19 protein-coding genes are annotated in these 20,115 nt (G+C 31.6%); 4 read left to right on the top strand and 15 right to left on the bottom strand.

Translation table 11 applies throughout. From position 1 onward, the window contains the following. Positions 1-16: 16 nt before the first annotated feature. From PHS07_02580 to PHS07_02565, 4 genes are all read right to left on the bottom strand, one after another. Positions 17-1,645 carry a hypothetical protein gene (locus PHS07_02580; protein ID MDD4607201.1) on the bottom strand — a complete coding sequence of 543 codons (1,629 nt, stop codon included), beginning with the start codon at positions 1,643-1,645 and terminating at the stop codon, positions 17-19. Positions 1,646-1,742: 97 nt separating this feature from the next. Beyond that, on the bottom strand, positions 1,743-3,260 hold the full coding sequence (locus PHS07_02575) for a hypothetical protein (GenBank protein MDD4607200.1): 1,518 nt from the start codon (positions 3,258-3,260) through the stop codon (positions 1,743-1,745). A gap of 4 nt (positions 3,261-3,264) precedes the next feature. After that, a complete protein-coding gene (locus tag PHS07_02570; GenBank protein MDD4607199.1) occupies positions 3,265-3,837 on the bottom strand; it encodes a sigma-70 family RNA polymerase sigma factor in 573 nt (190 codons plus the stop codon). After that, the gene (locus PHS07_02565; GenBank protein MDD4607198.1) at positions 3,810-3,950 is read right to left on the bottom strand and encodes a hypothetical protein; all 141 of its coding nucleotides are present in this window, start codon (positions 3,948-3,950) and stop codon (positions 3,810-3,812) included. The genes PHS07_02570 and PHS07_02565 overlap by 28 nt, the downstream gene beginning before the upstream one ends. Positions 3,951-4,176: 226 nt before the next feature. Here PHS07_02565 and PHS07_02560 point away from each other — a divergent pair, with 226 nt between their 5' ends. Next, entirely contained in the window at positions 4,177-4,374 is a 198-nt protein-coding gene (locus tag PHS07_02560; GenBank protein ID MDD4607197.1) for a cold shock domain-containing protein, read from the top strand. A 79-nt stretch (positions 4,375-4,453) separates the two neighbouring features. Here PHS07_02560 and PHS07_02555 read toward each other — a convergent pair whose 3' ends face one another. The 7 genes from PHS07_02555 to PHS07_02525 all read right to left on the bottom strand — a co-directional run bounded on the left by PHS07_02555 (position 4,454) and on the right by PHS07_02525 (position 12,950). After that, positions 4,454-5,377, bottom strand: coding sequence for a S49 family peptidase (locus PHS07_02555; protein MDD4607196.1), 924 nt, complete (start codon positions 5,375-5,377; stop codon positions 4,454-4,456). 207 nt (positions 5,378-5,584) lie between these two features. Then, entirely contained in the window at positions 5,585-7,966 is a 2,382-nt protein-coding gene (locus PHS07_02550; GenBank protein MDD4607195.1) for a DEAD/DEAH box helicase family protein, read from the bottom strand. Between the two features lie 5 nt (positions 7,967-7,971). Beyond that, a complete protein-coding gene (locus PHS07_02545) occupies positions 7,972-8,394 on the bottom strand; it encodes a type II toxin-antitoxin system death-on-curing family toxin (GenBank protein MDD4607194.1) in 423 nt (140 codons plus the stop codon). A 4-nt stretch (positions 8,395-8,398) separates the two neighbouring features. Continuing rightward, entirely contained in the window at positions 8,399-8,677 is a 279-nt protein-coding gene (locus PHS07_02540) for a hypothetical protein (GenBank protein MDD4607193.1), read from the bottom strand. An 82-nt stretch (positions 8,678-8,759) separates the two neighbouring features. After that, a complete protein-coding gene (locus PHS07_02535; protein MDD4607192.1) occupies positions 8,760-9,989 on the bottom strand; it encodes a restriction endonuclease subunit S in 1,230 nt (409 codons plus the stop codon). A 5-nt stretch (positions 9,990-9,994) separates the two neighbouring features. Then, a complete protein-coding gene (locus PHS07_02530; GenBank protein ID MDD4607191.1) occupies positions 9,995-11,500 on the bottom strand; it encodes a hypothetical protein in 1,506 nt (501 codons plus the stop codon). Further along, a complete protein-coding gene (locus tag PHS07_02525) occupies positions 11,493-12,950 on the bottom strand; it encodes a class I SAM-dependent DNA methyltransferase (protein ID MDD4607190.1) in 1,458 nt (485 codons plus the stop codon). Before PHS07_02525 ends, PHS07_02530 begins: the two co-directional genes overlap by 8 nt. Before the next feature lie 301 nt (positions 12,951-13,251). On the opposite strand from PHS07_02525, the gene PHS07_02520 reads away from it, so the two are divergent. Next, positions 13,252-13,434, top strand: a complete 183-nt coding sequence (locus PHS07_02520) for a hypothetical protein (GenBank protein MDD4607189.1) — start codon at positions 13,252-13,254, stop codon at positions 13,432-13,434. Between the two features lie 129 nt (positions 13,435-13,563). Here the strand turns inward: PHS07_02520 and dnaN are convergent, their stop codons facing one another. From dnaN to PHS07_02500, 4 genes are all read right to left on the bottom strand, one after another. After that, complete coding sequence (dnaN, locus tag PHS07_02515; protein MDD4607188.1) at positions 13,564-14,679, bottom strand: DNA polymerase III subunit beta; 1,116 nt, start codon at positions 14,677-14,679, stop codon at positions 13,564-13,566. A 273-nt stretch (positions 14,680-14,952) separates the two neighbouring features. Then, entirely contained in the window at positions 14,953-15,906 is a 954-nt protein-coding gene (locus PHS07_02510) for a hypothetical protein (GenBank protein ID MDD4607187.1), read from the bottom strand. An 18-nt stretch (positions 15,907-15,924) separates the two neighbouring features. Beyond that, the gene (ftsH, locus tag PHS07_02505) at positions 15,925-17,769 is read right to left on the bottom strand and encodes an ATP-dependent zinc metalloprotease FtsH (protein ID MDD4607186.1); all 1,845 of its coding nucleotides are present in this window, start codon (positions 17,767-17,769) and stop codon (positions 15,925-15,927) included. Positions 17,770-17,793: 24 nt separating this feature from the next. Next, on the bottom strand, positions 17,794-19,038 hold the full coding sequence (locus PHS07_02500) for a S1 RNA-binding domain-containing protein (protein MDD4607185.1): 1,245 nt from the start codon (positions 19,036-19,038) through the stop codon (positions 17,794-17,796). 136 nt (positions 19,039-19,174) lie between these two features. Here PHS07_02500 and PHS07_02495 point away from each other — a divergent pair, with 136 nt between their 5' ends. Together PHS07_02495 and PHS07_02490 are read left to right on the top strand one after the other, a co-directional pair. After that, positions 19,175-19,789, top strand: coding sequence for an MBL fold metallo-hydrolase (locus PHS07_02495; protein MDD4607184.1), 615 nt, complete (start codon positions 19,175-19,177; stop codon positions 19,787-19,789). 7 nt (positions 19,790-19,796) lie between these two features. Beyond that, positions 19,797-20,087 (top strand): hypothetical protein, encoded by a 291-nt coding sequence (locus PHS07_02490; GenBank protein ID MDD4607183.1) that lies wholly within the window; start codon positions 19,797-19,799, stop codon positions 20,085-20,087. Positions 20,088-20,115: the final 28 nt, after the last annotated feature.

Here is a 20,115-nt window from a genome sequence, read left to right as displayed (position 1 = left end):
TATATTAATTATTCAACTAATAACAAATAAATAAATAAAAATATTCGTTTATTTTTTTAAAACACTGGTTATCTAGGGTTGGATCAATAAAAGATGTTTGACTTTTATAAATCAAGAGGAATTGTTTATATTGACTTAACATTTCTACTTGCTTATTTATATCTGCCAGCCAAAAAATCTGCCACTTTTCTAAACTCCACCTATCTTGTAACCCTGGGGCAATAATTTCATGGTCGGAAAACCCATATAACCAACTTGCATAATATGAATCAGGAACAAAAATCTTAACTTGGGGATAATAATTTCTCATTTGTTGAATATTTTTCAACTCTGTCTGACTAATTAAAGATTGTTGAGCTGTAACTAAAGTAAAAAAATAAACTGCTATTAAAAAATAAACGCCTCCAGCTAGCCATTCAAATTTTTTAAAATAATCTGTTTTAATTAATAAATTACTAAAACCATAACCGGCTAAAATAATTATACCTAAATCTAAAAAACCAATTAGCCGAGTATAAAAAATAAACTTACCCAAAACTAAAGCCCCCAAAATTAAAGTATAAATCACAATTATATTAATTTTTTTCTTTTTAATTAAATCTATTAAACCCAAAACAGCTAAGGGCAGATAAAAACAACTATAAATTAAATACTGTGACCATTCAATAAAGCTCCCTTGACGAATAGCAAAAAAATCATAATAAGCCTCAAAATTGCTTGCAATTTGTTGCCATAAATAAATTATTAAACCTCTATTAAACCAACTAAAAAATAAACTTAATAAAATTAAACCAACCAATAAATAATATTTAAATTTATAATCACTAACTATTAAATAAATAATTAAAACTAAAATAATTAAAAAGAAAGAAGTTCTATGGCTAAATAATAAAAACAAAATTAAAAACAAAGCTAAGCCCAAACCTGTTTTATTTTTTAAAGACAATAAATTTAAAATAGCAAAAATAATCACTAAGCCCAGAATATTTTTCCAAAAAACATGCCAGTAAATTAAAAATTGCGTTAAGGATAAGCTATAAAATAAAATCGACCACCAAGCAGTTGATTGATTAAAGTGTTTTTTGGCTAAAATATAAATCAACCAACCCAATAAAATTGACATTAAAATTGGAAACAAATATAAAATCATCCAATTGGTCCAGCCTAACCTTATTAAACCTCTAGTTAACCATCGAGAACCCAAAGATTCAATTAAAGTTAAATCGAAACTTAAATTTTTTAATCTTGATAACCAACCAACCTGATGATCCTTAACTAACTGACTTTGATCTATCTTAATTATCATTGGCGTGGTTTGATTTTGCGATAGAAATTGTCTCTCTTTATTAATATTATAATTATAAAATCCAGTATCATAGCCTAACGGGTGTTGACCATATAAAATAAAGGGTAAAAAATGACTAATTAAAATTAGCATTAACGGCAAAATCAACCAAGTTATAGAAATATTTTTAAATTTTATTTTATTTTTTGGCTGACCATAAAAAAACCAATAGCCTAATAATAAACTCAGAACAATAAAAATTAATTGCCACCACCAAAACAAAGACAAACTAATTAAAAATATAATTAATCCATAAACTAAAAAACTTATTTTAATTTTAGATAAAAATTTTATCATCATAAAATATTATAACTCAATAAATTTGTTCTAGCCATTTTTCAAACAAAAAAGTAGCCTGTTTTTCCAAGCTACTTTTTTTATTTTAATTATTTAATTTTTACAAACCAATCTCTTCACTTTTATCAATAGCTGGCACTGGAGCATCAATTTCTACTCCCTCCTGCATTAAACGAATTGGACCATAAATCTCTTCTTGTTGCCAAAAATCTTTAGCTAAGGGCACCACCACTTTCTCCTGATAAAAATACTCATTTTGGGGCTTGTTAATGATTGGAAAAACCCAGGCTGGCACCAATAATTCGTCGGATTGATTATTTTCATAACGCCAAATTTTTATATAAGCTAATTCCGGCGTATCAATATTTATTTGAACAATCTGCGAATCTTCATTTTTATACATCGGATTAGCACCACCTTGTTGGGCATATTTTAAAATTTGTTGTATGTCTGTTTCTAAATTATAACTTGAGCTTTGATAAATTTGGGTTTCTAAATTATTAACACTACTAACGGCTTGTTGACGTAAATTTAAACTTACCTCAATGCCCTGTTTAAAACCACGTTGATCATAAACATTTAAACCATTGATTTGTAGGGGGTAAATCACTGACAAATAATCACTCACATAATCAACGGTTTCAATCCAATAGGGTAAAGGTTGTATTTCTCCCGGACCATAAGAACTTAAATCAACACCATGTTCTTGTAAAAATTGATCGCTAAGATGAATTAATTCTTGTGGTTGAATTAAATAGTTTTTGACTAAATTTTTTATTTCTCGATTACAATCATCTCCGCGACAATCAATTTCTAAAGTTGGCCAGGTCTGCCAATTTTGATAAAGTGAAATGCGTCCTTCTTCTGTGCTAACCGCCAAACTATAACCTTTGTCTTTTTTTTCTACCGCACTTAAATTAGTAATCTCTAAATTAGTAAAAGCTTTTAAATTTAACATCTCAAAATTTAACCCCTGCAAAATTCGACCCAATTGCTGACCAGCTTGGCCACCCTTAACTCTTTTTAAAACATCTAGACTTTGAAGAGTTTGTTCTAATTCCTGACCAAGATAATTAAATTCAAAAATTGTTGGTTGATAAATCATTGACATCTCTTTTGTTCCTTGTGAATCAATAACTGGCATGGCTGGTGTCGTAACATTTCCGCCACCACCCAAGCCCTTAACTTCTCTAACATTTAAGGCTTGATCATCAGCTTGTGAACTTAATAAACTTGAAGCTAAATTACCAAAAGCGCCTGGTTGAAGTTGATTAATTTCTACTTTTAAATTTAAAGCTAAATTAGAATCAGCTTGTGGTTTATTAAATTTCAACCACGGCCAAGCGACTATTAATAAAACCACTAAACTCGCCCCAACGACAGCCACCGGTTTTAACCACTCAAACCAGGTATTTTTTTTAACTTCATTAGCTAAAGTTGCCGCTGTTTTAGATGCTAATTGTTGTCTCAAGTTAGCAACAAAAGTTTGATCTAATTCAAATTGAGGCTGTTGTGCTAACATGGTTTGAATAATTTTAATTAATTCAGTTTCGCGCTTTTTTAAACTTGAATCTAATTGATATATTTCGTTTAAAATTTGTTGTACATTATTTTCCATATAATTATATTTTAATTAATTTAATTAAACATATTAAAACTAATAGATTAAAGTCTTGCTGACGAATTAATTTTAAAACCCGCCCCACCATCATTCTTAAACTAGCTGAAGTCTGTCCCGTAATTTGACTAATCTCTTGATAGTTTAAGCCCTGCCACACGCGTAAAATAATTATTTCCCGTTGTTGTGGCTTAAGCGTCTTTAAAAGGTTTCTAATTTTATTTAATAACTCGCGATTAACAATGTCTTGTTCAAGATCAATACCATCATCTAAATCCCAAATATCTTCAATATTAATCTCTGTTTTATATCGTCGATAATAATCAATTACACTATAACGAGCAATTTGATATAACCAGGTTGAAAAATGTGCTTTATTAACATTATAATTTTGAATATTTTTTAAAGCTTTTAAAAAAACTTCCGAAGTTAAATCCTCTGCCGTTTCCTGGTGCCAAGTTTTATAATAGATAAATTTATAAATTTTATCTACATATTCATCATAAAGCTGTGTAAAATAATCCACTTCGCCTTGCTGACATTTTTTAACTAATTGTATGATTGATAATTTTTCCATGTTAAACCGTATTTTAAAATTAATCTTGAATCTGATGGTCGATTAAATTTCCACCAAACTTTTTGTATAAATTTAAACATCTTTTCTTTATTATAACTTAATTCTAAAGTCATGACTAATTAAAATGGTTATATAATATTATACGTTTTAAAATAAAAAATGTAACAAAAAATAATTTTAAAAAACATCACCCCTTGACAAAAATATCTTTTAGCTATATAATAAACATAAGCTTAAAAACTTCTCCTTGGACAACAAGGAAGACAAATATTAAAAAGTGGATATAAAGTCGAATTTCTACGTTAATGTTTATTCTAATTAATCTTATTTTACATTCACATGCAAGGTACTATAAAAAAAATAACGGACAAAAACTTTGGCTTTATTTCACGTGAAGACAATGACAAAGATGTTTTTTTTCATGCTAACAGCCTAGAAGGCGTTGACTTTGAAGAATTACACGAAGGTGATTTAGTCACATTTGAAATTGAAAACACTCCCAAAGGAGATTCCGCTGTTCAAGTTAAAAAAGCTTAAGAGTTTTTTAACCTAACAATAAAAAAGCGACCTCGTGCGAGGTTGCTTTTTTATATGATAAATATGTTTAATTTAAAACCTACCAACAGATAGAAACATCCTCACCAATCAAATCTTTAAAATATTCCTCTACTTCATTTATTCCCCCAATATAATCAATTAAATTGTTTTCTAGAGCCATTTGGCCTAACATAGTTGAACCATCAGCTATCTTTTCGACTTGTTGAAGATCTAAATTTCTATTTTCAACAATTGTTTCAATAAAATTTTGATGTAAAATATTTACATCACGCATTAAAAGATTTTTTTCTTCTAAAGACAACGGCTTATCTTGATTGCCGGTATCCTTAAATTTACCTGAGCTTAAAGAGTTGTAAGTTAAACCATCGCGTTGATTCTGTAAACTATAATCCAAATAAGACATGGTCGCTCCGATTCCACCCACATCAGAATTTTTTGAAGCAAAAATAACATCCGCTCCTGTCGCTGCCCAATATGCAGCCGAAACTCCACCTTCCCTAATCAAGGCCACGCTCGGCTTATTCAGCCTCTTTAAAGCCAAGGCAACCTCTTCAGCCGCAACCGGATAACCACCGTAAGAATCAATTTCCAAAAGCACAGCTTTGGTGGCCTTGTCGTTTTCAGCCTCAGCTAGAGTAAAAACTATATCCTCAGAAGCTGTTTGTTTAAATTCAGAATCCTCGGCATAGGTTACCAAATCACCAAATAATTCTATACCCAAGACATTACAATCTGAACTATCGCTGTTGCTATAATAATCATCATAATAACAACCATCAAACAAAGAACAATCATAATATTGATATAAATAATCATCAACAACGAAAAGGGCTGCTATAATTATCAAAAAGAAAAAGGCAAATTTAAATATTTTTTTAATAAAACGCAAACGAAAGATTTTTGACAAGGTGGGTAAATGCTTAGCTATTAATTTGTCTTTAGTTATTTTAAATTTTGATTCACTTTTAATTTCTGGGTTCATGTGGTTAATTTTTAATTTAATAAATTATTAATATCAAGATTTTAATAATCAATTAATTTATGTTAATTCGTTAAATTTATTTTATTACGACACTATAAGAGGTTGCTTTTTGTGAGATAAAAAAATATTTTAAAACTTTTTTCCTAATACCTCTTTAAAAAATTTATTTTTAGTTTTTAGATTAATCTGATTGAAATTTAGTTATCTTTATGTATTAATTTTATTTATCTTGGCATACAGATTTTTCTGAAAAGCAAAGAATATTGAACGAATACTATCCACACTTCCAAGCGATTGTTCTGCATTTGCGATTGCGTGATATTTTAAATTAAGCAGTACCGGTAATTTTTCTTCGTCCAGTTCTTCAACTCCTTTTTCTTCGTATTTAGACAATACAAAATCTAAAAACTCTTTTTGTTTTTCATCTAGTCCTTTAAAGATTTTGTCTTTTGATTGTTTTACTCTTTGAGTTCTAGAAATTGGTTGTGTTAAAAATGATATATAGGTCAAAACATCAAAAAGATCACTCTGCTCGGCATCAATCATCTTTTGCAGTGTTCCTAATTCGTCTTTGCCAAAACCTTTTTCCGCAATACTACCTAAAAATGCTTTTCTGGTCGTTGGATTTGACCAAATCTTTCGGAGTTCTTCTTCACTCTTGAAAAATTCCGGCATAGCGCCAAACATATTATCCATAAACTCTTGAATAGAAATTGGTTTTCCGTCCGCACTATAAAACGAAGTCGAAATCATGTGTTGAATTTCACGCTCTTTTCCATCACGCAACTTTATTTTCAGTTTTTTCTTTGGTGGATTCTCACACTCGCAAGGTTCTTTTCCGCACACAGGGCATATTTTGGGCGGTTTTTCGCATACACAAGGGCTCTGTCCGCAAACATTACAAACGCGCGGTGGTTTTAATTCGCAAATACAAGGATTTTGACCACATTTTGAGCAGACTTCTTCTATCGGATCGCCATCCCATTCCGGATCGGAAAAATGCTTATAAGCATCAACAAAATCATAAATTGTAAAATATTCTTTGCCGTCAAAAAGCCTAGTTCCACGACCGATAATCTGTTTAAACTCAATCATTGAATTAATTGGTCTCATCAAAACAATATTGCGGATATTTCGCGCGTCCACGCCGGTAGAAAGTTTTTGTGAAGTCGTCAGAATCGTAGGAATTGTTTTTTCGTTATCTTGAAATTCACGCAAAAATTGTTCTCCGCGCGCGCCGTCATTGGCGGTTACTCGGACGCAATAATTTGGATCTTTGCTTTCTTTCATCTGATTTACCAAATCACGAACAGCTAAAGCATGATCTTGCGTAGCGCAAAAAACGATTGTCTTCTCATTCTGGTTTATTTCATCCAAAACAACCCGTACTCTTTTGGCTTCGCGTTCTTTAATAACAATAATTTTGTTAAAATCCGGCTCTTCATAGATTTTACCTTCTTCCACTTCACCCTCAATAATCTGGTCATCCGAAGTATAAATATAATCGTCCAGCGTAGTTTTGATTCTTTTGACTTTAAAAGGTGTCAAAAATCCATCATTCACGCCCTCTTTGAGTGAATAAGTATAAACCGGTTCGCCAAAATAGCGGTAAGTGTCCGCATTATCTTGTCGTCTTGGTGTAGCGGTTAGACCAAGTTGAACGGCAGGAGAAAAATAATCTAAAATTCCGCGCCAGTTGCTTTCATCATTCGCACCGCCTCGATGACACTCGTCAATAATAATAAAATCAAAAAAGTCTGCCGGATAATCGCCAAAATACGACGTTCCATCCGGACCACTCATAAAAGTTTGAAAGATTGTAAAATAAACGCTTCCGCTCATCGGCACTCCGCCTTTTTTGCGAATATCCAAAGGATTGATTCGTACCAGCGCATCTTTATCAAAAGCGGAGAAAGCATTGAACGCTTGATCGGCTAAAATGTTTCTATCCGCCAAAAATAAAATGCGCGGTCTTCGCGCGCCGTCTCTTTTTAGATTCCAGCGAGTTTGAAAAAGTTTCCAAGCGATTTGAAAAGCCACAGCGGTTTTTCCTGTTCCGGTCGCCATGGTCAAAAGTATTCGGTCTTTTTCTTCTGCCACCGCATTTAAAACATTATTGATAGCAATTTCCTGATAATATCTTTTGCCATATTCACCTTCGTTGGGGACGCTCACAAATTTTTCTTTCCATTCGCTCCAATCTGCAAAAGTATTATTCCAAAGTTCGTCAGGGGTTGGGAAATCGGCAATTTCGCCTTCCTCGCCGGTTTTCATGGAAATGGCGTAAATCTCTTTGCCGTTGGTGGCGTAGGTGTAATCAATATGCAGCTTTTCGGCATACGCTTTGGCTTGTGCCACTCCTTCGGTAGCAGGTAAATTCTCGGCTTTAGCTTCTATTACACTAATCTTTTGATTTTTATATACCAAAATATAGTCGGCAATCTCCGGTTTGCTTCTGGTTCCCCCTGTTTGAATTTTGCCGTCAGTAATACGAAATTCGCGTAGGACTTTTGATCCTTCGACCTCGCCCCAACCGCTCGCTTTGAGCTTCGGGTCAATATATTCGGCTCTTGTTTCTGCTTCGTTCATATTATTTATCTATCAATTATATATAATTTAAGAAAGGTTTCGATTGAACCCAAGGTGTTATCTTTTAGCCTTGCATTGCTTTCAGCTACCCATTTAGCAAAGTTATAAAGTTCTTGATTATCAACTCTTAGCCATTTTTTATTAACATGCAAAAAATAAAATAAAGTCGTCATCGCAATTCGTTTATTACCGTTTTGAAAGGGATGATTTTTTATCATTAAATAAAAAAGTATTGAGGTCTTTTTTATAAGCCCAGGATATAATTGTTTGCCATCAAAAGACTGAAAAGGTGTTTCAATAGATCGTTCTAGAGCATTTGTAAAACGTGTACTAAAATCAGGAATAGGTTCAGACCACCCCATGGTCTCTTGAGCCAACCTATAGGCAACATATTCAATATCTTTTATAGTTAGTCGTTCTATTCTCATAGGATTATTCTTTACCTAACAATTGAAGCGTTTTGCTATATTCATTTATAACCCTTTCGACAGCTTCTTGAATTTCTCTTTTTTCTTTTTCTGTTAAAGCTCTTGCGTGATTTCCTTTGGTAATTTCGTCAATATAATCCATAGAAATCACATAAGAATGTCCAATTTTTTCAGCGGGAATTTGTTCTTTTTTGATTCGTTTAAAAACGGCAATTCGGCTTATCCCTATGATTTTAGCTAATTCAGCTACTGAAACATAAGTTTTTTTTGTTTTTTTTGTCATAAATGTTTGTTAACCTTAATATACTATAAGGTTAACAGATGTTAACTTATATGTCAAGCAGGGTTAACAAGGATTAACAAAACTACAATTCCCCACTAAACGCCCTCTTTAAAACCGACTTTTTCAACTCCTCCAAATCAGCTAATTTCTGTTGGTAAATCGTTTCCAGTTTTCTGGTTTCAGCAGAAAGCGCGTCTAGTTTAGCGACGATGGATTTTTGTTCGGTAATTGATAACGGAAGAAATATTCTGTGTTTTTCTATTTTTTCAATCGTCAAAGCATTATATGCTGAACCTTTAGATAATTTATTTATTTGCTCAACAAATGACATCAAAACAAATTTTAAATAATGGGGATCAACTGAATTAAAGTTTTTGAACCAGAGTATATTTCCATCTTTAAAATAAAATTCCTCTTCATTTTTTACTACGCATATTTCACCAATCGTTCCTACTGCAGTCATTAGGATATCTCCGACCAGTGGTACTCCAAAAACGTCTTTTATTTCTTTGTATCTTTTTGGGGAAATATATAACTCAAGTGTAATATTTTTGTTGTGTGCAAGCTCTTTAATTTCTTTAATTCTATAAAAAGGAACGCCGTTTTTTACATATTCTTTTTTGAATATTCGTTTACTCGATGTTATTTTACCAAGTTCCTCAAGCCTTTTTTCTTCCCAATTTTCTCCCTGATTCGCAAAAACACTCTGCAAATACGATTCAAAAAGCTCTTTGGCGTTTTGAAGATTTTTTTCCGCATTTTCTTCCGCCATCGCCACATCCGCAAAAACCTCATCCAAAATTTTTACGATGCGGTGTTGTTCGGGGAGGGGCGGGAGAGGAATTTTTACTAAACCTAAATTTTTTCTACTAATTCTTTTTCGAGTGGTGCCTGTCGTCTTTTGCTCAACTTCACTTAAATAACTATTTGATTGGGTGTAATAATTTAAAAATTTGGGGGAAGTGTTTTTATTTAATCTTAAAATACTGCAGTCAACAGCGGTGATCATTTTTTCACCTATTTCAGGCAAGATGCAAGCCCTTCCGACAGGGTCGGGCAATCGTGAAATCAAAATATCTCCTTTATAAATTTCCGTGCATTTTAATCGCTTAAAAGTTTTCTCAGAAATATAACGTGCTTTTTCTCCACGATCTTTAAAAAAACCCTGACCGATATTTCCAGTTTGAATCAGTCGTATACCATCAGACGATTGGTCTTTGCTTTCAATCCAATTACCATCAGTAAAAAAATCACAAATTTCGCTAAGTTTTTTTGTTTGCCAGTTAGTTTTTTTAGTAATACTCATTTTCATATAAATTATGAAGCCTTTGAAGCAGATATTTTCTTTCTGCAATCAATTAAAAATATCCATTCATCAACAAATTCAGTCATTTTTAATCCTTTCAATATGCTATCCACTTTTTTAAGTTCAGAATCATTAAAATATAAAATCACATAAACACCATTAGCTGTATTATTTGCTTCCTTGTAGATGTTTAGCTGTTTTTGTAAATTTTTTTCTAGCTGTGTGTTTTTAGCAAGTTTCGTTTCTATGATAGTACAATCAGCAGATCCTTTTGAAACTTTAATATCAGATGGCCCTCTTCCGTTATTAACCTGCTTGTCTACGGAAAAATCAGAAGATGCGAAAACTAAATCAATCATTTTGTCTACATCTGGCTCTTTAAATTTTCTTAACTTATTTTTGTCCCAAAATACATCGCAACCATCTCTTTTTTCCAATACATATTTAAATTTTTTGATTTTATCTACTGTTTCTAAAAATGAATTATCCTTTTTATCTATCGAGTAAAATCCCTCTGTTTTTAATTTTTCTGTAATCGTTTTAACACCAAGATAAAAAACTTGCTTTAAAAAATCGTTATCAATTAAACTTGCTTCAACTGCACCCTGCCCATTTTCTTCCTTGTACTTTATGAAATAATCGATTAATTCAGGATATTTTTTTGCCGTTTCTTTTAAGGCAGTTCTAGTGTTTTTCTTTGAAAAATCTTTTTCCGGTTTGCCTCGTTTATTGCGCTTATCTGGAATTAAAGAAAGAAAATACTGATTGATTTTATAACGTAAATCGTCATTTGGAATATTGTTTATAATCAACCCGTCATTGTTCAAAAAATCATTTACAGATATCCAGCCCTCTTCTTTTACCAAAATATCTTTAGGAGTTAACAAAACAAAATCCGATTTATTATGTGGACTTATTGGAAGAGTGGCTTCACCGTCTACCCAGTTATTTTTTTCAAAATCAAAGTATAATTTTGATACCCTAAATTTTGAAATATATTTTTTATCTAAATTTTCAGTGGCAAATTTTTCAGTATACTTTACTAAATAGTGTTTTATCAGATTTAATGTAAAATCGCTTACTTTATCCGCGCCAACTCGCTCTCCGATAATGCAAAGTTTTTCAATATGCGTACTTTTTGTGATTTTGTTTTTACTTCCCTTGAAAATACTAACCAGATTTTCATTTAGTTCATTTGCAAAATATTTACCTAAGCCAAGCCCCCTGTTTCCACTTTTTGAAAAGCCAAGCCAAACCTCATTTACTTCTGGAAAGGCGTAGAATAGTTGAGAGAAGTTTCCATCATCGCTTTGCTTTTTTAAAAAGATTAAATAATTGACGATAAATTGATGCAGTTTTTGATAGTCTTTATTTTTGCTATAAAAAATTAAGAATGGATCAACGAAAGCGGGATTATCAGATAATAAGGAAATATCAAGAGCGCCATAACTTTCTATCTTGCTATGGTCTATTTCAAAATAGTCCGAAAAATAAATTTTAATAGCAGTATTAGTCATGAATTATGTGTTTGATATTTTTAAATATTTCTCCGCTCTCTTCATCCAATTTCTTCATCTCCTCCAAAATCTCTTTTGGCTCTCTTAAAATCACCTCGTCATTTTTATTCGGATTTTTTACCGATAAATCAAAAGTGCCTTGATCAACATTTTTCACATCTATTGACCATGAATTCGCGCTGTCCGCCTTGTTTTTTTGCAATTCCACAAACTCTGCCAAATCTGCTTCACTCAAAGGTTGACCCTTGCCCAGATTACGCGCCAGATTAAGCTGATAAAACCAAACCCTTTTTGTTGGCTTGCCCTTTTCAAAAAACAAAACCACAGTTTTTACGCCTGCACCCTGAAAAGCGCCACCCGGCAAATCCAAAACCGTATGCAGATTGCAATTTTCTAATAGGAGTTTGCGAAGCGAAACACTTGCGTTGTCAGTATTGGAAAGAAAAGTATTTTTAATAACAATGCCAGCTCTTCCGCCAGCTTTCAAAATCTTGATAAAATGTTGTAAAAATAAATTATCAGATGAGCTGGATTTAATTGGAAAATTCTGTTGAAGTTCAGTTCCTATTTTTGCACCAAAAGGAGGATTGGCGAGAATAATGTCAAAACGATCTTTCTCCTGAATATCATTAATGTTTTCTGCTAGAGTATTCGTGTGGCGAATATTCGGCGCTTCAATGCCATGCAAGATCATATTCATAATGCCGATGATGTAGGCAAGAGATTTGATTTCTTTGCCGTAAAAAGTTTTATTCTGCAAAGTCGCCATTTGACCGGAAGACAATTTTGATTGATTTTCTGTAAGATACTTATAAGCCTCCACCAAAAAACCCGCGCTTCCGCAAGCACCGTCATAAATCGTATCGCCAATTTTTGGTACTACTACTTTCACGATAGTGGCAATCAACGGACGAGGCGTATAATATTCACCGCCATTTCGGCCGGCGTTGCCCATATTTTTAATTTTCGCTTCATAGAGATGAGAAAGTTCATGCTTTTCTTCATAAAGCCGAAAATGCATGCTGTCCACAACATTCAAAATTTCTCGTAGCTTGTAACCGCTCTGGATTTTATTTTTTAGTTCAGAAAAGATTTCGCCGATTTTGTATTCAATCGTATTCGGGTCTTCCGCTTTAAATTTTTTGAGATATGGGAAAAGTTTGTTATTTACAAATTCTTTCAGATCATCGCCATCTAGCGCTTTGTTATGGTCTAACTTTCCACCTACATTTTTAGGACAAGCCCAATTGTTCCAGCGATATTCCGGGGATAAAATATATTCATAACTTTTGCCAGACAAAGTGGCTGACTTTTTCTTGTCTTCTTCCAAATCATCAAGATATTTCAAAAACAAAATCCATGAAGTTTGCTCCACATAATCAAGCTCGGTTCCACAGCCAGAATCGGTGTGAAGTATATTATCGATATTTTTAAATGATTGTTCAAACATAGTATCTTTTTTTAGTAATGTTATTGTGTTTTTATCTTGTAACTAATTTTAAAAAAATATAAAACATGATATCAAACACCAATTTCTTTATTCCTCCATTATACCTCCCTCACTCTTTTCAATCAAACCCAATTCATCCACCCTTCATCCACAGTTTAGTTAATTAAATAATTAATTTTTTAATGAATTAAATAATTTATTAATTATAAATTGTTATTTACTTTTAAACTTGACTTTTATTTTCATATCCCCTAAAATAGCAACGTTGTACTTTTTTAAAAACAAAAAATAAGGAGGAAAAATGTGTCCCGAAAATCTTAAAGATGGTGACAGAACCACCCTGGAAAAATTAGGGGCGACAGGTTGGGAAAACCAAGGTCCATGGAATGACGGCATGGGAAAAAACGAAAGAGTTTTGTCTCTTAAAAAAGATGGTCAAACAATCCTCTTTCACCTAGGCACCGGGCGTATCTATTTTCAATAGATAAACACCGTGTGTTTTAAAAACCCGGCAAATCTTTAACACAAAAACAAAGCCCGAGTTAGCGTAACTCGGGCTTTCGAATTTTAATTATCTGATTGAATATTTATTATTTATTTATTACAACCTATTCTATTGTCTAATCGGCATAATAATATACAAATAATCGTTTTTGTCGGCCACCTTAAACAAACCAGGGTTATTTTCATCAACAACTTGCAAACTAATTTCGTTACTATTTAAATTTGATAAACCGTTTAAAAGATATTGAAAATTAAAAACGATATTATTAGCCTCACCCTTAATATCAGCCTCGACTTCGGTTATATTTTCACCCACCTGACTATTAATTGAAGAAACAATGATTTTATTTTTAGTATTGTCTAATTTTAAATTAATATCATTAATTCCTGAACGAGAAAATAAAGCGGCAGTTTTGATGGCTTTAGTTAAGTTATTATTATCTACCAAAACCTGAGTTTTAAATTCTGTTGGAATAATAGTTTTATAATCTGGATATTGACCAGATACAACTCGACAAATTACTTCTGTGTTTTCTTGAGTAAATAAAATTTGATTTTCAGTTACGTAAATATTTATTTTATCTTCTTCCAAATCTACAATTTTTATCATTTCTTGTAAAACCTTGTAAGGCACAATCACTTGTTGTGCTTGTGAACTAGAATCATTTTCTAATTTAATTGTTTTTTCTGCTAAGCGATAAGAATCAGTGCCAACTAAGGTTAATTTTTTTTCTTCGGGATTATTAAAATTAAACAAAGCACCACTAATTTCTGATCTCACTTCACTGGGATTAATTGTAAAAGCTACTCTTTGAATTGCTTCTTTAAATTCTTGAGTTGAACAAATAAAACAATTTTCTTTTTCTATTTGTGGAATTAAAGGAAAATCACTAGAATCGATTCCTTTAATTTTAGTTTGATTATTTCCACATTTTAATTTTAATATATCCTTATCTAATTCAATTTGAATTTGTTCGTTTGGTAATAGTGAAATATAATTTGTTAAAAGTTGAATCGGCACGGTAATTTGACCTTCTTTTTCAATTTTACCTCGAACATTAGTTTTAATTCCTGTTTCCAAATCGGTAGTTGCTAAATGTAAAACTCCATCTTCAGCTTTTAATAAAACGTTATTTAAGATTGGTAAACTTACAGAACCAGGATTAATATGATTGACTGTATTTAAACCTTTTAATAAATTTTTTTGTAAACAAGTGAGTTTCATAGAATGTATTAGTATTAATTGATAAATATATATAATAAATAATAATAGTAATAAGGGTGTGAATTGTGTTAATAAATTAAATCAGACTAGATTTAAAAACAAATTGGGTGTGTATAAGTTTGGGAAATCAGGTCTAATAAAATTAATATAAAAAGTGGATAAAGTTGGGTTTTTATAAAATTTGCCAAAATAAGATTTTTAATCCTCAACTTATTCTATTTTAAAATAACAAATTATAAACACCTTATTAACCAACAAAATTAAATTAATTTTTTAAGAACGTGATATTAGGCGTTTAATTTTACTATTAATACTTTGACTAACTAATTTTTCAAATAATAAAACCCAAGCAGTTTGTTGATAGAGTTGAATAATGGCGCTGGATAATAAAAAGAGAAAAATAACGGAAACTATTATCAGCGTTAAAATAACATTAATTCCCCAAACTAAATTTAAGCTAGTAAAAATATAAAAAATTAAAATTAAAGGAATTAAAGCAATAATAGTAATAACAATACTTATAATACCCATCAATAAAGTAATTAAAGCAATTAGAATTATCATTTCTAAACTAATTACAAAATTATTTTTAAACAATTTAAAACTATTTTTTAAGTTTTCTAAAACATTAGAATGTTTTTTAATTACATAAATAGAGCCATAACGTAAAATAAACATTAAAAAAATACTTACCAAAATAAAAATAGCAAAACTTAAATAAATCCAAAAATTATGTATATTTTTAAACAAAATTAAGGGCGATAAAATAATTAATAAAAAACCATAAGCAATTAAACGAGCGCTTAGGGTGAATTTAAATAATGGCCAGAAATTTTGTTTGCCTTGCTGAAACTGATTTTTAAAATTAGTTTGGTTGGGTTGATTTAAAACAAAATTAATTACAGCTGCGCGAGCAATTATGCCTAGCCAAATTAAAAAAACCGTAATTAATCCCAAACCTCCTAAATAAAAAATTAAATTTATAGTTGGCATTTGCCACAATAAAGCTAAAAAGCTACCGGGCATATTTAAAAAACGTAAATGATATAAATTATAAAACATCATTGGCAAATTACCATTAATCAAATTGCCCAAATTATTTATAATAATAGTTAATTCATTGGCGGTGGATGAAAGTAGAGTAATCAATATACCAAACCACCATAAAAATTTATATTTTTTGATAATTTGCCAAGACTGTTTGAAAATGGGGCGATAAATAGACATAATTTTTTATTTATTTTTTTAAGAAAGAAAGAATTGAGCGAATTCTTTTTTTTCTAAAGTTTCTTTAATTAAAAGTTGTTTAACGATAGCTTCTAAAATATTTTTATTTTTTAAAATTAAATCTTTGGCAGTTTGATATGAAGTCTGAATTAACTGACTAACTTCTTGATCAATTTTTTCAGCGATTTTTTCACTGTAATCGCGTTGTTCGTGAATTTCTTTACCCAAGAAAATCATTTCTTCTTTTTTACCAAAAGTTTGTGGTCCGAGATTTTCACTCATGCCGTATTGGGTAACTAAATTGCGAGCAAGTTGAGTTGCCCGACTTAAATCATTGGTGGCGCCAGTGGTGAGTTCGTGTAAAATTTCTTTTTCAGTCGCATAACCAGCTAATAAAACTGACAATTCTTCAACAAATTCAGAACGAGTTTTTAATGATTTATCTGTTTCTGGCATAGTTAAAGTATAGCCAGCGGCCATGCCACGGGAAACAATTGAAACTTTTTGGACCGGATCAGCATGAGGTAAAAGATGGGAAACTAAAGCGTGACCGGCCTCGTGATAAGCTGTAATCTTTTTTTCTTCGGGTAATAAAATGTGACTTTTGCGTTCTGGACCTAACATAACTTTTTCAATACTATCAAAAATATCTTGTTTGAGAATTTTTTTGCGACCAGCTTTAGCGGTTAAAATAGCCGCTTCATTTAATAAATTAGCCAAATCAGCTCCAGAAAAACCTGGAGTACGCTCGGCAACTTCTTTTAAATCAACCTCTTCGGCTAGGGGTTTGTTTTTAGCATGAATGGCTAAAATATCAATACGGTCTTTAATGTCGGGTAAATTTAAAACTACACGGCGATCAAAACGACCTGGCCTTAAAAGTGCCGGATCTAAAACGTCTGGTCGGTTAGTCGCTGCCATCACAATAACATTCGTGTCTTTTTCAAAGCCATCCATTTCAACAAGAATTTGATTTAAGGTTTGTTCGCGCTCATCATGTGAGCCACCCAGTCCAGCCCCGCGATGGCGACCAACAGCATCTAACTCATCGACAAAAACAATTGCCGGGGCATTTTTTTTAGCCTTGTTAAATAAATCTCGAACCCGAGAAGCACCAACACCAACAAACATTTCTACAAATTCGGAACCAGAGATATTAAAAAATGGCACACCAGCTTCACCAGCCACAGCTCGAGCCAATAAAGTTTTTCCACAACCAGGATGACCAAGCAAAAGAACGCCCTTGGGAATACGGGCGCCTAAATCAGTAAATTTTTTAGGTGTTTTAAGAAAAGATACAATTTCTTCTAATTCTTCTTTAGCCTCTTTAATACCAGCGACATCTTCAAAGGTTATTTTTTGACCCTTGAATTCAAAACGTTCAGTTTTGCTTTTACCAAACATCATTGCTTGAACATTGTTTTTGCGAACTTGGCGTGACATAAAATATAGAATCGCAAAAATTAAAATTAAAGGTAATAAAAATGGTAATAAAGCAACGAGCCAAAACTCTAAACCAGTTTTTTCTTTGACTTCAATTTGAATACTTCTAATTTTTTCTGGAGCAACCTGATAATTTTTAAAAACATCACCCAAAGATTCATCGGTTTCTTTATATAAAATTCTCTGACTTTCATCTTGGAGGGTTAAGGTTAAAACATTTTCTTGAATGTCGATTTTATTAATTTGGTCTTGTTCAACTAATTGGATAAAATCAGAAAGACTAATTTGGTCGTTGGTGGTTTGATTTAAATTAGCTAAACTAAAAATAACAGCTAAAACCAAAAAAACTATTACAAAAATAATTATTTGTTTTATAATCGCAGAATTGGGTTTTCTGTTATTTTTTTTTGTTTTGGCCATGCCGTATTAAAAATTTAAGGGCAATTATTTTTTAGTCTCTTCGTTTGATTCTAAATTTTCTTCACCACTCTCTTCTTCTCTTGGTGATTCTTCGTCAGTTGTTTCAGTTGATGGATTTTTTGCTTTTTTATCCCCAGCTTTTATTTTACCACTTTTTTGTTTTAAACTTAAGCCTAAACGATGTTCTTGAGGTTCTAGAGAGACAATTTCAAAATCTAATTCATCGCCAAGTTGAATGTCATTTTTCATTTCATGAGTTGATTGATTGTTTGTTTCAGAAATATGGCATAAACCGTGGATGTCTGGATCAAGTTCGACAAATAAACCAAAGGGTTCTAATTTTAAGACTTTGCCTTTTACTTTATTGCCGATTTTATATTTTTCAGCTACTTTTTTCCATGGATCCTCGATTAGATTTTTAATGGAAAGTGAAATTTTAGCATCATCAATACTAATAATTTCGGCTTTAACTTTATCGCCAACTTTAAATAAATCTTTCGGGTGGCCAATGCGTTGCCAGGCTAGTTCTGATAAATGAACTAAACCTTCCAAATTATCTTCAAATTTAACAAAAACACCAAAATCAACGATACCGCTAATTTTACCCTCAACAATATCGCCAATTTTATAATTGGCCATTTTTTCTTGTAGTTTTTGTTTGGTGGTGGCTTTTTCAGAAACGATCAATTTATTTTCAACTTCGTCTAAGCCAATAATTTTAGTTTTAATTTTTTGGCCAACCATTGACTTGAGTTTTTCTAAAATTTTATCTTTATTGCCACCATCAACGCGAGGATAATTTTCAGCTGATAATTGCGAGGTTGGTAAAAAGCCTTGAATATGATTTAAAGAAATAATTAAACCGCCCTTGTTGGCATCAAGAATTTTAACTTCAACGGTGTTGTCTTCTTGGCGGAGCTTTTCTAATTCTTGCCAAGTTTTTTGATGACTAGTTTCGCGGATAGATAATTCAACTTCACCATTTTCGTTTTCTAAATCAACAATCGTGGCTTTAATAATAACGCCGGGTTCTAAATTTTTATAAACATTGCCTTCGTCAATTAATTCACGACCGCGAATAATTCCGGTGGCACGACCATCCAAATCGACATAAACAGCATTAGGCGAAATATCAATAATCTTACCCTCAACAACATCTCCTTTCTTGTAAAGTTGAAAGCTATTTTTGTTTTGCTTGAGCAGCTCTTCCATGGAAGATTGGTTTTGCTCGGTTGTTTGATCTTGAGTTGTCTGATCTTGAATTGTCATAAGTTAACTAATTAAAAATTAATAATTAAATATATTTTTACCTTTACTAATAGTTTTCTGTATGATATCATAAATAGATATATAAATCAAGCCCTTAGGGTGAATTATTAATTTTAGTTAAATAAATTTAAAATCTATGAATATACAGTGGTATGGTGGAGGATGTTTTATTATCAAAGGTAAAAGAGCCTCTATTTATATTAATCCAACTGAAAGAAGTTTTCGGTCAGCCAGTTTAAAAGACAATATTGTTTTGTCTACTTTGGTTAAGGTAGATGAGTTTAAAAAATCTTTTAACGATCAAGAGATTCTCTTTATTGATCAGCCGGGAGAATATGAAAAGGCTGGTATTTTTATTTATGGTTTGCCGGTTTATAATGATAAAAATTATCAAATGATTTATCGTATAGAAATGGAAGATTTAAATTTAGTTTATTTGGGAAATTTAAATGAAAAGCTAAGTGAGGAAATTTTAGAAGAGTTTGATGGGGTTAATATTTTAATTTTACCGGTTGGTGGAGATAGCGTTTTAGAACCCAAAAGAGCAGCTAATTTAGCTAGTCAAATTGATGCGACTGTAATTATCCCCTGTTATTATAAAACAGATGACGATAAAAAATCTAAGTTTGAGTCGATTGATAAATTTTTAAAAGAATCTGGTTATAGTTCACACAAAGAAATTAGTTTTACTCCCAAAAGTAAAGATTTTGAAGGCGAAGAATCTCAAGTTATAATTTTAGATAAAAATTAATTTAAATATGCAGAGCCAAGAAGATAAAAAAGTTTTAATGTGGGTAGGTGTTGGCTTGGTGATGCTGTTAATAATTTTTATTTGGATTTTTTCCTTTAAACATAGCGCTTCTGGTTTATTATCAGACGAGGAGAAGGCGATTTATGAGGAAAGTAAAAGCAAATTAGATGCTGAATTTGAAGTTTTTTTTAAAACCCTTGAAGAAATAGGAGACGAAACTTTAGACGAGGCAGATGAAGCAATTCAGGCTGAACCTAAAACCGAAGCAACCGAGATTCAAATTGATGCAATAAATTAAATTATTAAAATTAAAAATAAAATATTTT

Source organism: Patescibacteria group bacterium (assembly GCA_028707495.1).
Lineage (GTDB): Bacteria > Patescibacteriota > Patescibacteriia > UBA2591 > JAQWAS01 > JAQWAS01.
The sequence above is the reverse complement of the archived record's forward strand: the minus strand, read 5'-3'. Positions and strand labels throughout refer to the sequence as shown.